The sequence below is a fragment of the Enterococcus sp. DIV0210g genome (assembly GCF_050559705.1).
Classification (GTDB): domain Bacteria; phylum Bacillota; class Bacilli; order Lactobacillales; family Enterococcaceae; genus Enterococcus_B; species Enterococcus_B faecalis_A.
Genome location: NZ_CP187903.1, coordinates 54,537 through 67,232, shown reverse-complemented (window position 1 = coordinate 67,232; position 12,696 = coordinate 54,537). Strand labels below are relative to the sequence as shown.

General features: G+C 40.6%; 22 protein-coding genes. All 22 read right to left on the bottom strand.

Annotated features, from left to right (window positions below):
* Window positions 1-29: 29 nt before the first annotated feature.
* The gene (rpmD, locus tag IGI64_RS00380; RefSeq protein ID WP_016623853.1) at window positions 30-209 is read right to left on the bottom strand and encodes a 50S ribosomal protein L30; all 180 of its coding nucleotides are present in this window, start codon (window positions 207-209) and stop codon (window positions 30-32) included.
* Window positions 210-223: 14 nt separating this feature from the next.
* Window positions 224-724 carry a 30S ribosomal protein S5 gene (rpsE, locus tag IGI64_RS00375; protein ID WP_016623854.1) on the bottom strand — a complete coding sequence of 167 codons (501 nt, stop codon included), beginning with the start codon at window positions 722-724 and terminating at the stop codon, window positions 224-226.
* Window positions 725-744: 20 nt separating this feature from the next.
* On the bottom strand, window positions 745-1,101 hold the full coding sequence (gene rplR / locus IGI64_RS00370) for a 50S ribosomal protein L18 (RefSeq protein ID WP_034861781.1): 357 nt from the start codon (window positions 1,099-1,101) through the stop codon (window positions 745-747).
* 165 nt (window positions 1,102-1,266) lie between these two features.
* Entirely contained in the window at window positions 1,267-1,803 is a 537-nt protein-coding gene (gene rplF / locus IGI64_RS00365) for a 50S ribosomal protein L6 (protein ID WP_016623856.1), read from the bottom strand.
* 30 nt (window positions 1,804-1,833) lie between these two features.
* Complete coding sequence (gene rpsH / locus IGI64_RS00360; RefSeq protein WP_016623857.1) at window positions 1,834-2,232, bottom strand: 30S ribosomal protein S8; 399 nt, start codon at window positions 2,230-2,232, stop codon at window positions 1,834-1,836.
* 34 nt (window positions 2,233-2,266) lie between these two features.
* Window positions 2,267-2,452 (bottom strand): type Z 30S ribosomal protein S14, encoded by a 186-nt coding sequence (locus IGI64_RS00355; protein WP_016623858.1) that lies wholly within the window; start codon window positions 2,450-2,452, stop codon window positions 2,267-2,269.
* A gap of 18 nt (window positions 2,453-2,470) precedes the next feature.
* Window positions 2,471-3,010 (bottom strand): 50S ribosomal protein L5, encoded by a 540-nt coding sequence (gene rplE / locus IGI64_RS00350; protein ID WP_010734460.1) that lies wholly within the window; start codon window positions 3,008-3,010, stop codon window positions 2,471-2,473.
* Window positions 3,011-3,038: 28 nt separating this feature from the next.
* Window positions 3,039-3,347, bottom strand: a complete 309-nt coding sequence (gene rplX / locus IGI64_RS00345) for a 50S ribosomal protein L24 (RefSeq protein ID WP_016623859.1) — start codon at window positions 3,345-3,347, stop codon at window positions 3,039-3,041.
* Between the two features lie 36 nt (window positions 3,348-3,383).
* Window positions 3,384-3,752, bottom strand: coding sequence for a 50S ribosomal protein L14 (rplN, locus tag IGI64_RS00340; RefSeq protein ID WP_002288669.1), 369 nt, complete (start codon window positions 3,750-3,752; stop codon window positions 3,384-3,386).
* A gap of 57 nt (window positions 3,753-3,809) precedes the next feature.
* Window positions 3,810-4,076, bottom strand: a complete 267-nt coding sequence (gene rpsQ, locus IGI64_RS00335; RefSeq protein WP_016623860.1) for a 30S ribosomal protein S17 — start codon at window positions 4,074-4,076, stop codon at window positions 3,810-3,812.
* Between the two features lie 24 nt (window positions 4,077-4,100).
* Entirely contained in the window at window positions 4,101-4,289 is a 189-nt protein-coding gene (rpmC, locus tag IGI64_RS00330; RefSeq protein WP_002288664.1) for a 50S ribosomal protein L29, read from the bottom strand.
* A complete protein-coding gene (gene rplP / locus IGI64_RS00325; protein WP_010720445.1) occupies window positions 4,279-4,713 on the bottom strand; it encodes a 50S ribosomal protein L16 in 435 nt (144 codons plus the stop codon). Before rplP ends, rpmC begins: the two co-directional genes overlap by 11 nt.
* Window positions 4,714-4,715: 2 nt before the next feature.
* Window positions 4,716-5,372 (bottom strand): 30S ribosomal protein S3, encoded by a 657-nt coding sequence (gene rpsC / locus IGI64_RS00320; protein WP_016623861.1) that lies wholly within the window; start codon window positions 5,370-5,372, stop codon window positions 4,716-4,718.
* Between the two features lie 13 nt (window positions 5,373-5,385).
* Window positions 5,386-5,733 (bottom strand): 50S ribosomal protein L22, encoded by a 348-nt coding sequence (gene rplV / locus IGI64_RS00315; RefSeq protein ID WP_002288657.1) that lies wholly within the window; start codon window positions 5,731-5,733, stop codon window positions 5,386-5,388.
* Window positions 5,734-5,755: 22 nt separating this feature from the next.
* Window positions 5,756-6,034: a 30S ribosomal protein S19 gene (gene rpsS, locus IGI64_RS00310; protein ID WP_016623862.1), complete on the bottom strand. Its 279-nt coding sequence runs from the start codon at window positions 6,032-6,034 to the stop codon at window positions 5,756-5,758.
* 42 nt (window positions 6,035-6,076) lie between these two features.
* Window positions 6,077-6,910, bottom strand: coding sequence for a 50S ribosomal protein L2 (gene rplB, locus IGI64_RS00305; RefSeq protein WP_034861793.1), 834 nt, complete (start codon window positions 6,908-6,910; stop codon window positions 6,077-6,079).
* A gap of 40 nt (window positions 6,911-6,950) precedes the next feature.
* A complete protein-coding gene (rplW, locus tag IGI64_RS00300; protein ID WP_016623864.1) occupies window positions 6,951-7,238 on the bottom strand; it encodes a 50S ribosomal protein L23 in 288 nt (95 codons plus the stop codon).
* On the bottom strand, window positions 7,238-7,861 hold the full coding sequence (gene rplD / locus IGI64_RS00295; RefSeq protein WP_016623865.1) for a 50S ribosomal protein L4: 624 nt from the start codon (window positions 7,859-7,861) through the stop codon (window positions 7,238-7,240). The genes rplW and rplD overlap by 1 nt, the downstream gene beginning before the upstream one ends.
* Window positions 7,862-7,888: 27 nt before the next feature.
* Window positions 7,889-8,518 carry a 50S ribosomal protein L3 gene (gene rplC, locus IGI64_RS00290; RefSeq protein WP_016623866.1) on the bottom strand — a complete coding sequence of 210 codons (630 nt, stop codon included), beginning with the start codon at window positions 8,516-8,518 and terminating at the stop codon, window positions 7,889-7,891.
* 31 nt (window positions 8,519-8,549) lie between these two features.
* A complete protein-coding gene (gene rpsJ / locus IGI64_RS00285) occupies window positions 8,550-8,858 on the bottom strand; it encodes a 30S ribosomal protein S10 (protein ID WP_034861796.1) in 309 nt (102 codons plus the stop codon).
* Window positions 8,859-9,190: 332 nt separating this feature from the next.
* On the bottom strand, window positions 9,191-10,378 hold the full coding sequence (gene tuf / locus IGI64_RS00280; RefSeq protein ID WP_034861800.1) for an elongation factor Tu: 1,188 nt from the start codon (window positions 10,376-10,378) through the stop codon (window positions 9,191-9,193).
* A gap of 168 nt (window positions 10,379-10,546) precedes the next feature.
* On the bottom strand, window positions 10,547-12,631 hold the full coding sequence (gene fusA, locus IGI64_RS00275; protein ID WP_016623869.1) for an elongation factor G: 2,085 nt from the start codon (window positions 12,629-12,631) through the stop codon (window positions 10,547-10,549).
* Between the last annotated feature and the right edge of the window lie 65 nt (window positions 12,632-12,696).

Below are 12,696 nucleotides of genomic sequence, written 5' to 3'. Positions count from 1 at the left end.
CTCCTTAATAAAATCTAGATTTAGCTTTTTTAGATTTCTTCAACGTCCACTAGGTGAGAAACAGTGTTGACCATGCCTTTGATTGCATCATTTGCAGGCTTGATAACTGTGCTGTTCATTTTTTTAAGACCTAACGCTTTAACTGTATCGCGTTGGTTTTGAGGACGTCCGATAACACTGCGTTTTAAAGTAATTTTTAATTCAGCCATTATTGTTGTCCTCCTTATCCGATTAATTCTTCAACTGATTTGCCGCGAAGTTCTGCAACTTCTTCAGCACGTTTCAATTGTTTCAAACCTTCAACAGTTGCGCGAACAACGTTGATTGGTGTATTTGAGCCTAATGATTTAGATGTGATATCTGCCACACCAGCTAATTCCAATACGGCACGAACTGGTCCGCCAGCAGCAACCCCAGAACCTTCAACAGCAGGTTTCATTAGGATTCTTCCACCACTGAAAACACCAATTACTTCGTGAGGGATTGTTGAACCAACCATTGGCACTTCAACCAAGTTTTTCTTCGCGTCTTCGATTGCTTTACGGATTGCTTCTGGTACTTCTTGTGCTTTACCAGTACCGAAACCAACGTGTCCGTTTTTGTCACCGACAACAACTAAAGCAGCAAAACGTAGACGACGTCCACCTTTAACAACTTTTGTTACACGGTTGATCGCAACAACGCGGTCTTCTAATTCCAAATGTTTTGGATCGATATAAACCATGAATGGTGTTCCTCCTTCTCTTAAAATTCTAGTCCGTTTTCACGAGCTGCTTCAGCTAAAGCTTGCACGCGTCCGTGGTAAAGATATCCGCCACGGTCAAAGACTACTACTTTAATACCTTTTTCAACTGCGCGTTCAGCAACTAATTTGCCGACAGCTTGAGCTGTTTCGGTTTTTGTTCCACCTGAAATTTCTTTATCCAAGGTAGAGGCACTTGCTAGCGTCACACCCGCTACGTCATCAATTACTTGCGCGTAGATGTTTTTATTCGAACGGAAAACGTTCAAGCGTGGGCGCTCAGCAGTACCAGAGATAGTGTTACGTACACGACGATGTCTTTTCTGACGTGTTTTGTTCTTATCTGGTTTTGTAATCACAATTGTCACCTCTTTAATTTTATTGTACTACTATTTCAAGCAGCGAACGAGTTGCGGAAAAGAGAAGCCTGGACATGAGATAAACAATTGTTATTAAAGATGATCTTCAATAAGAATCTTTTTTCTTGCTGCCTGCTTCTATCGTTTTTCCAAATGCATCTCTTATTATTTACCAGTTTTACCTTCTTTACGGCGTACATATTCGCCAACATAACGAATACCTTTGCCTTTATAAGGTTCTGGAGGACGAACTCCACGAATATTCGCAGCTAATTCACCCACAGCTTCTTTGTTTGCGCCTTTAACAATCACTTGTGTGTTTGCAGGAACTTCAACAGTTACACCAGCTGGCGGTGTGATTTCTACTGGATGTGAGTAACCAACGTTCAATACAAGTTTTGTTCCTTGTAATTGCGCACGGTACCCAACCCCGATCAATTCTAGTGCTTTTTGGAAACCTTCGCTGACACCAACAACCATGTTATTGAAGTTTGCACGAGTTGTTCCATGGATAGTTTTCATTTCTTTACTGTCATTTGGACGAGTGAATGTTACTTCGTTTCCTTCGATATTCATTTTGATATCAGAAGAGAACTCACGAGTCAATTCACCTTTAGGCCCTTTAACTGTAATGTTGTTTCCATCTTGAGTAATAGATACTCCTTCTGGAAGAACAACGATTTTATTTCCAATACGGCTCACTTAAAGACACCTCCTTATATTTCTAATAGATTACCAAACGTAAGCGACTACTTCGCCACCAACGTTTTTTTCACGTGCTTCTTTATCAGTGATAACACCGTCAGAAGTCGAAATGATTGCGATACCTAAACCGTTCAATACTTTTGGCACTTCGTCAGCTTTGACATATGCACGCAAACCTGGTTTAGAGATACGTTTTAAGTTAGTGATAACACGTTCGCCGTTTTTACCATATTTAAGGAAAACACGGATAACGCCTTGTTTGTCATCTTCAATATATTCAACATCGCGAACAAAACCTTCACGTTTCAAGATTTCAGCGATATCGCGTTTGATTTTTGATGCAGGTACTTCTAAAGTCTCATGTTTTACCATATTGGCATTACGGATACGAGTTAGAAAATCTGCAATTGGATCTGTCATGACCATTGAGCTTTTACCTCCTTTATGCGAATTTACTTTTTTACCAGCTAGCTTTCTTCACGCCGGGAATTTGTCCTTTATAGGCAAGTTCGCGGAAGCAAATACGGCAAAGTTGAAATTTACGATAAACTGAATGTGGACGTCCGCAACGTTCGCAGCGTGTGTATGCTTGTGTTGAGAATTTTGCAGGGCGTTTATTTTTAGCAATCATTGATTTTTTAGCCACGTAGTTCGCCTCCTTTAATTATTTTTGGAATGGCATGCCTAATTGTGTCAACAACTCACGTGATTCTTCATCAGTGTTTGCTGTTGTAACAATAACGATGTCCATACCGCGTACTTTATCTACTAAATCATAATCAACTTCTGGGAAGATCAATTGTTCTTTAATACCTAAAGTGTAGTTTCCACGACCGTCAAAGGCTTTTTTACTTACACCATGGAAGTCACGAACACGTGGTAGAGAAACACTTACCAATTTGTCTAAGAATTCATACATTCTTTCGCCGCGCAATGTAACTTTCGCGCCGATTGGCATTCCTTCACGTAAACGGAATCCAGCGATTGATTTTTTAGCTTTTGTGATCATTGGTTTTTGACCTGTGATCAAAGTTAATTCTTCAACTGCTTTGTCCAAGTTTTTAGCGTTTGATACCGCATCACCAACACCCATGTTGATGACGATTTTTTCAACTTTAGGTGTTTGCATAACAGAGCTATAGTCAAATTTTTCCATCAATGATGGAGTTACTTCTTTAAGATATTTTTCTTTTAGGCGGTTCATTCAGTAAGACCCTCCTTCCTTAAACTTATTATTTATCTAAAACTTCGCCGGTTTTTTTAGAAAAACGGACTTTCTTGCCGTCAACGACTTTGTAACCTACACGTCCAGCTACACCAGTAGGATCAATCACCATTACGTTAGAAACATGAATTGGTGCTTCCACCTCAACGATTCCACCTTGAGGAGCAGTTTGAGACGGTTTTTGGTGTTTTTTAACGATGTTCAGTCCTTCGACAAGAACTTTATTTGTTTTAGGGAACGCTGCTAATACAACGCCTTCTTTGTTTTTGTCTTTACCAGTGATAACTTTAACTTTATCGCCTTTTTTAACAAACATTACTGTTTCGCACCTCCTTTGATAAGTGACTCAAGATTATAAAACTTCTGGTGCTAGTGAAACGATCTTCATGAAGTTGTTTTCACGCAATTCACGTGCAACTGGACCGAAGATACGTGTTCCACGAGGACTCTTATCATCACGAATAATCACTGCAGCATTTTCATCAAATTTAATGTATGAACCGTCTGTACGACGAGCTCCTGATTTTGTACGAACGATAACGGCTTTAACGACGTCACCTTTTTTGACAACCCCACCTGGCGTTGCTTGTTTTACCGTAGCAACGATAACGTCACCAATGTTAGCAGTTTTACGACCAGATCCGCCAAGGACTTTGATCGTTAAGATTTCACGTGCGCCTGAGTTATCAGCGACTTTTAAACGACTTTCTGCTTGGATCACGTTGTGTATCCTCCTTTCAGATTTTGCATTCAATCTATATAGGAAAATCTCGTGTTATTAGATAACAACTGCTTCTTCGACTACTTCTAGTAAACGGAAACGTTTTGTAGCTGATAATGGACGAGTTTCCATGATTCTCACGATATCGCCAACTTTTGCTGTGTTGTTTTCATCGTGTGCTTTGTATTTCTTAGAATAGTTCATGCGTTTGCCGTAGATAGGATGGTTTCTTTTTGTTTCAACAACGACCGTAATGGTTTTATCCATTTTGTCTGAAACCACGCGACCTTGGTAAACCTTGCGTTGATTTCTTTCTTCAGTCATACGATTAATGGCCTCCTTCCACTATTACTTAGCTTGTTCACGCAATACAGTTTTGATGCGTGCAATCGATTTACGTACTTCTTTAATACGTGCAGTGTTTTCTAATTGACCTGTTGCTAATTGGAATCTAAGATTAAACAATTCTTCTTTCAATTGTTTTTCTTGATCAAGCATTTCGGCAGTGGTTAATTCTCTGATTTCTTTAACCTTCATTCGATTCACCACCCATTTCCTCACGTTTTACGATCTTAGTTTTCATTGGTAATTTGTGAGAAGCTAGACGTAACGCTTCACGAGCAACTTCTTCAGACACGCCTGCGATTTCAAACATGATTTTTCCACGTTTTACTGGTGCAACCCATCCTTCTGGTGCCCCTTTACCAGAACCCATACGTACCCCAATAGCTTTGGCAGTATAAGATTTGTGAGGGAAAATTTTAATCCATACTTTCCCACCACGTTTCATGTAACGAGTCATTGCGATACGAGCAGCTTCGATTTGGCGGTTAGTGATCCAGTGTGAATCAACAGCTTGCAAACCGTATTCTCCGAATGCTACTTCTTTGCCGCCTTTAGCTTCCCCACGCATTTTTCCGCGGAATTCACGACGGTGTTTTACACGTTTAGGTACTAACATGATTATTTCCCTCCTTTCTCAGTGTTCTTTTTAGTTGGAAGAATTTCTCCACGATAGATCCACACTTTAACTCCTAGTTTTCCGTATGTTGTATCTGCTTCTTCCCATGCGTAATCAATGTCCGCACGTAATGTATGAAGAGGAACAGTTCCTTCAGAGTATCCTTCTGAACGAGCGATATCCGCACCATTCAAACGACCAGATACTTGAGTTTTGATTCCTTGAGCGCCTGAACGCATTGTGCGTTGGATGGCTTGTTTTTGTGCACGACGGAAAGCAACACGGTTTTCTAATTGACGTGCAATTCCTTCGCCCACTAATTTTGCATCTAAATCTGGTTTTTTGATTTCCACGATGTTGATGTGGATTCTTTTACCAGTAAGTTTATTCAGTTCTTTTCTTAAGTTTTCGACTTCAGAACCGCCTTTACCGATAACCATACCTGGTTTAGCTGTGTGAATTGAAATGTTTACACGATTTGCAGCGCGTTCGATTTCAATTGTTGATACAGCAGCATCAGCAAGTTTAGTTGCGATAAATTTACGAATTCTTAAATCTTCGTGTAAGAATTCAGCATACTCTTTTTCAGCATACCATTTAGCATCCCAGTCACGGATGATGCCTACACGCATTCCAATTGGATGTACTTTTTGACCCACTGATTATCCCTCCTTATTTTTCTGATACGACTACTGTGATATGACTTGTACGTTTGTTGATTGGAGAAGCTGATCCTTTTGCACGTGGACGGAAACGTTTCATTGTTGGTCCTTCATTTACAAAAGCTTCAGATACTACTAAGTTTTCAACATCTAAGTCAAAATTGTTTTCTGCATTCGCAACTGCGGACATCAAAACTTTTTCGATGATTCCAGCAGATTTGTTTGGCGTGAATTTCAAGATTGAAATTGCATCCGCAACACTTTTGCCTCTGATAAGATCGATTACTAAACGTGCTTTACGAGGTGAAGTGCGAACTGTTTTTGCAGTTGCTTTAGCTGATGTGATTTGTTCTGCCATTTGGATTTATCCTCCCCTCAAATTAGCGCTTAGTTTTCTTATCGTCTGCAGCATGTCCACGATAAGTTCTTGTTGGTGCGAATTCACCTAATTTGTGTCCTACCATGTCTTCTTGGATGTAAACTGGTACATGTTTACGTCCATCATAAACTGCGATGGTATATCCAACAAAACTTGGGAAGATTGTCGAACGACGAGACCAAGTTTTGATAACTTTTTTCTTTTCAACCCCTGCTTGAGCTTCGACTTTTTTCATCAAATGCTCATCAACGAAAGGTCCTTTCTTTAAACTACGACCCATGGTGAACCTCCTCTCAAAATGTGCGACACATGGTCAAAGAAATTATTTATTTTTACGACGACGAACGATAAGCTTGTCAGATTTAGCTTTTTTATCACGAGTTTTGTAGCCAAGAGCTGGTTGGCCCCAAGGTGATACTGGTGCTTTACGTCCGATTGGTGCTTTACCTTCACCACCACCGTGTGGGTGATCGTTAGGGTTCATTACGCTACCACGTACAGTTGGGCGTTTACGCATCCAGCGAGAACGTCCTGCTTTACCGATGTTGATAAGTTCATGTTGTTCGTTACCAACTGAACCGATAGTTGCACGGCATGCAGCTAAGATCATACGAACTTCGCCTGAGTTCAAACGGATCAATACGTATTTGCCTTCTTTACCAAGTACTTGAGCACTTGTTCCAGCTGAACGAATCAATTGTCCGCCTTTACCAGGTTTCATTTCGATGTTGTGGATCACAGTACCAACTGGGATGTTTTCTAATGGTAGAGCATTCCCTACTTTGATATCTGCTTCAGGACCTGAAACAAGTTTCATTCCAACTTGTAGTCCTTTTGGTGCTAAGATGTAAGCTTTAACCCCATCTTCATAATGTACTAACGCGATGTTAGCTGAACGGTTTGGATCGTATTCGATCGTTTGAACAGTTGCAACAACGTTATCTTTGTTACGTTTGAAGTCGATTACGCGGTATTGGCGTTTGTGACCGCCGCCTTGATGACGTACAGTAATGCGACCGTTGTTGTTACGACCGGCATGGTTTTTCAAAGGTTGTAACAAAGTTTTTTCAGGTGTTGATGTTGTGATTTCAGCAAAATCAGAACCTGTCATGTTACGACGACCGTTTGAGGTAGGTTTGTACTTTTTAATCGCCACGTCTTTTCCCTCCTATTTAAATAGTTATTTCAGTAATAGCTTATTCAGCTTCGAAAATTTGGATTGCTTTTGAATCTTCAGTTAATGTAACGATCGCTTTGCGACGTTTTTTTGTATATCCTGCATATTTGCCCATGCGTTTGAATTTCGCACGAACGTTCACGATGTTCACGTTTTTGACTTTAACGTCAAAAGCAGCTTCTACCGCTTGTTTTACTAAAGTTTTGTTTGCGCGAGTATCCACTTCAAAAGTGTACTTTTTATCATCCATAGCAAGCATTGACTTTTCAGTGATTACTGGGCGTTTGATTACGTCTAGTAAGTTCATTATGCAAGCACCTCCTCAATTTGAGTAAGAGCAGTTTGCGTTGCTAAAACTTTTACGTTTGAAACGATATCTAAAACACTTACGTTATCAGAAGTAACTACAGAAACGTTTGGCAAGTTGCGTGCTGATAAAGCAGCAAAGTCATTACCGTTTTCTAGTACTACCAATACTTTAGAGTCAATAGACAAGTTAGCAAGCACTTGTTTGAATTCTTTTGTTTTTGGTGCGTCGAAGCTTAATCCTTCAACAGCAACTAAGTTATTTGAAGCAACTTTTTCTGATAAAACAGATTTCATTGCTAGACGACGAACTTTTTTAGGAAGTTTGTAGCTGTAAGAACGTGGAGTTGGTCCGAAGACTACGCCACCTCCGCGCCATTGTGGTGAACGGATAGATCCTTGACGTGCACGACCTGTTCCTTTTTGACGCCATGGTTTGCGGCCACCGCCACGAACAGCACTACGGTTTTTAACAGCGTGTGTTCCTTGTCTTAATGATGCGCGTTGCATGATGATTGCGTCATACACAACACTTTCATTTGGTTCGATACCGAAAATCTCTTCGTTAAGAGTGATTTCACCATTTTGGCTACCATCTTGTTTAAATAATGCTACATTTGGCATTCCTTAGTTCCTCCTTTCTTCCTACTATTATTTAGCTTTCACAGCTGATTTGATAGTGATTAGTGATTTTTTAGCTCCAGGAACGTTACCTTTGATCAAGATTACGTTTCTTTCAGCATCTACACGTACGATTTCCAAGTTTTGGATCGTTACGCGGTCGCCGCCCATACGGCCAGCAAGACGTTTGTTTTTAAATACACGGTTAGGTGCAACTGGACCCATTGACCCAGGACGACGATGGTAACGAGAACCGTGAGCCATTGGTCCGCGGCTTTGGCCGTGACGTTTGATAACCCCTTGGAATCCTTTACCTTTCGTTGTTCCTGTTACATCAACAATGTCTCCTGCTTGGAAAACATCAACTGTAACTTCTTTTCCTACTTCATATTCTCCTAGCTCAACATTTTTGAATTCACGAATGAAGCGCTTAGGAGCCGTGTTTGCTTTTGCAACATGACCTTTCGCAGGTTTGTTTGATAAAACTTCACGCATATCTTGGTAGCCGACTTGAATTGCTTCGTAGCCGTCTGTTTCAACAGTTTTCACTTGTAAAACTACGTTTGGAGTAGCTTCTACAACAGTAACTGGAATCAATTCACCAGATTCAGTGAAGATTTGTGTCATTCCCACTTTTTTCCCTAAGATTCCTTTGGTCATGAGTACACCTCCATTAATTTTTTTAGTTTGATTATAGTTTGATTTCGATGTTTACACCAGATGGTAAGTCTAGCTTCATCAAAGCATCAACAGTTTTTGGTGTTGGATTCACAATGTCGATTAGACGTTTGTGTGTACGCATTTCGAACTGTTCGCGTGAGTCTTTGTATTTATGAGTCGCACGAATAACTGTATAAAGGCTGCGTTCTGTTGGTAACGGAATCGGACCTGATACGCTAGCTCCAGTTCTTTTTGCAGTTTCCACGATTTTATCCGCTGATTGATCTAATGTACGGTGTTCATATGCTTTCAAACGGATACGAATTTTTTGTTTTGCCATCTTGTTCCCTCCTTCGCCTATTTTGAAAAGTAGACATAGCTCCACGAAAATTTCCGTCACGCTCGTTCGTGGCAAAGCGTCCGGGCGTGTCGCAACCTCTCGTTTCTTAGCCGACGAAAATAGTTTTTCGTCCTGTGTGTGTTCATCAATGTAAACAGCACCTTTGTAATTATATTATAGATAAGTTTATAAAGCAAGAACTTTTTCGGTAAATAATCACTTGTTTTCATTCTTTTTCATAAAACAAAAAAGGACCGCGATGTCTTGCGACACCACAGTCCTTTTATTATCCGAATACAATGTTGCTTTTAAAGGATCGCTCGAATCAAAAATTAAGCTTTGATTTCTGTAACGACACCGGCACCAACTGTACGTCCGCCTTCACGGATTGAGAATTTAGTACCGTTTTCGATAGCGATTGGGTGGATCAATTCAACTTCCATTGTTACGTTATCGCCAGGCATAACCATTTCAGTTCCTTCTGGTAATTCAACAACGCCAGTTACGTCAGTTGTACGGAAGTAGAATTGTGGACGGTAGTTAGTGAAGAATGGAGTATGACGTCCACCTTCTTCTTTTGTCAACACGTATACTTCAGCAGAGAATTTTGTATGAGGTGTGATTGTACCTGGTTTTGACAAAACTTGTCCACGTTGGATATCTTCACGAGAAACACCACGTAGTAAAGCACCAATGTTGTCTCCAGCTTCAGCGTAATCCAATAATTTACGGAACATTTCAACACCTGTAACAGTTGTTTTAGCTGTTTCTTCAGCGATACCAACGATTTCGATTTCGTCACCAACACGAACTTGTCCACGTTCAACACGTCCTGTAGCAACAGTACCACGACCAGTGATTGAGAATACGTCCTCAACTGGCATCATGAATGGTTTGTCGTTGTCACGTTCTGGAGTTGGGATGTATTCGTCAACTGCAGCCATCAATTCAAGGATTTTTTCTTCGTATGAAGCGTCGCCTTCTAATGCTTTCAAAGCAGAACCAGCAACTACAGGAACATCGTCACCAGGGAATTCGTATTCTGTTAATAGGTCACGAACTTCCATTTCAACTAATTCAAGTAATTCTTCATCGTCAACCATGTCAACTTTGTTCAAGAAGACAACGATGTAAGGAACACCAACTTGGCGAGATAGCAAGATGTGTTCACGAGTTTGAGGCATTGGGCCGTCAGCAGCAGAAACTACTAAGATAGCTCCGTCCATTTGAGCAGCACCAGTGATCATGTTTTTAACGTAGTCCGCGTGTCCTGGGCAGTCAACGTGAGCGTAGTGGCGTGTATCTGTTTCGTACTCAACGTGAGCTGTTGAGATTGTGATTCCGCGTTCGCGTTCTTCTGGAGCACCATCGATTTGATCGTAAGCCATAGCTTGGCCGCCGTTTTTCTTAGATAGTACAGTTGTGATTGCAGCTGTTAATGTAGTTTTACCGTGGTCAACGTGGCCGATTGTACCAATGTTAACGTGTGGTTTAGAACGGTCAAATTTTTCTTTTGCCATTTTAAAATGTCCTCCTAATAATACAAATATGATTTTTTTATCTGATAGGTATACGATACATAGTATGTATCGTATGCCCATATCATCGATAGTTATTTTACACGAAACTGTATCAAAAATACAGCCTCTTCGTTAAATCTCTCGATTATACCTAGATTGTTTTAAGAATTATTCAGCTTTGCCGCCGTTTTTCTTAATAATTTCCTCTTGGACAGATTTTGGTACATCTTCATAGTGGTCAAATACCATCATAAATGTACCGCGTCCTTGAGTTGCTGAACGCAATGTTGTAGCGTAACCGAACATTTCAGCCAATGGTACGATCGCATTAACGATTTGTGAGTTACCGTGTGCTTCCATACCTTCAACGCGTCCGCGTCGGCTTGTTACGTGTCCCATGATATCACCTAAGTAATCTTCTGGAACAGTGATCGTTACTTTCATCATTGGTTCTAAAATTACAGGACGTGCGTGTTTTGCAGCAGCTCTTAAAGCCATAGATGCAGCAACACGGAACGCTGTTTCATTGGAATCGACATCATGGTATGAACCATCGTAAAGTTTTGCTTTGATATCCACTAATGGGTAACCAGCAAGAACCCCGTTGTTCATTGATTCTTCTAAACCTTTTTCGACAGCTGGGATGTATTCACGAGGAACCACACCACCGACGATTGCGTTTTCGAATTCGAATCCTTTACCTTCTTCGTTTGGTGTAAATTCAACCCATACGTGACCGTATTGACCTTTACCACCAGACTGACGTACGAATTTACCTTCAGCTTTAGTAGCTTCACGGAATGTTTCGCGGTAAGAAACTTGAGGCGCACCTACGTTTGCTTCAACTTTGAATTCACGTTTCATACGGTCTACTAAAACGTCCAAATGCAATTCACCCATACCAGAGATAACTGTTTCACCAGTTTCAACGTTTGTTTCAACGCGGAATGATGGATCTTCTTCAGCAAGTTTTTGTAGAGCGACACCCATTTTATCTTGGTCAGCTTTTGATTTAGGTTCAACAGCGACTTGGATAACTGGGTCAGGGAATTCGATTGACTCAAGAATAACTGGTGCATCTAGCGCACATAGAGTATCCCCTGTTGTTGTATCTTTCAATCCAACAGCAGCAGCAATATCACCTGAGTACACTTTGTCAATTTCTTGACGTGTATTCGCGTGCATTTGCAAGATACGTCCAATACGTTCTTTTTTGCCTTTAGAAGCGTTCAATACGTATGAACCACTTTCAAGGACACCAGAATATACACGGAAGAAAGTTAAACGACCTACGAATGGGTCAGTCATTACTTTAAACGCTAATGAAGCGAAAGGAGCTTCGTCATCAGCTGGACGTGTTGTTTCTTCGTCTGTTTTTGTATCAATACCTTTGATAGCTTCAATATCAAGCGGTGAAGGCAAGTAATCAAGAACAGCGTCCAACATTAATTGAACCCCTTTATTCTTGAATGCAGAACCGGCTAATACTGGGAAGAACTCAACGTTGATTGTTGCACGGCGGATACCAGCAACTAATTCTTCTTGAGTGATTTCTTCGCCATCTAGATATTTCATCATTAGTTCTTCGTCTGTTTCAGCAACAGCTTCGACTAATTTTTCACGCCATTCATTTGCTTGGTCTACATATTCTTCAGGGATTTCAGTTTCCTGAATATCTGTTCCTAAGTCATTTGTGTAGATTTCAGCTTTCATTTTTACCAAGTCGATGATACCAGTAAAGTTATCTTCAGAACCGATTGGCAATTGGATTGGATGAGCGTTTGCTTGCAAGCGATCATGCAATGAGTTTACTGAGTATAAGAAGTCCGCACCGATTTTATCCATTTTATTACAGAATACGATACGAGGCACTTTGTACTCAGTTGCTTGGCGCCAAACTGTTTCAGTTTGAGGCTCAACACCTGATTGTGCATCAAGAACGGTTACCGCACCATCCAATACACGTAGAGAACGTTGTACTTCGATTGTGAAGTCCACGTGTCCAGGTGTGTCGATGATATTTACGCGATAGCCTTTCCACTGCGCAGTAGTAGCAGCAGATGTAATTGTGATACCACGTTCTTGTTCTTGTTCCATCCAGTCCATTTGTGAAGCACCTTCGTGGGTTTCACCAATTTTATGGATTTTACCAGTGTAATACAAGATACGCTCTGTTGTTGTAGTTTTACCTGCATCAACGTGAGCCATGATACCAATATTACGAGTTTTTTCTAACGAAAATTCTCTTGCCATTTTCTTACTCCTCTCTCTATTTAAATCGATTGTAAATTGACTTTCTGCTGTTGTTTAAACCAACA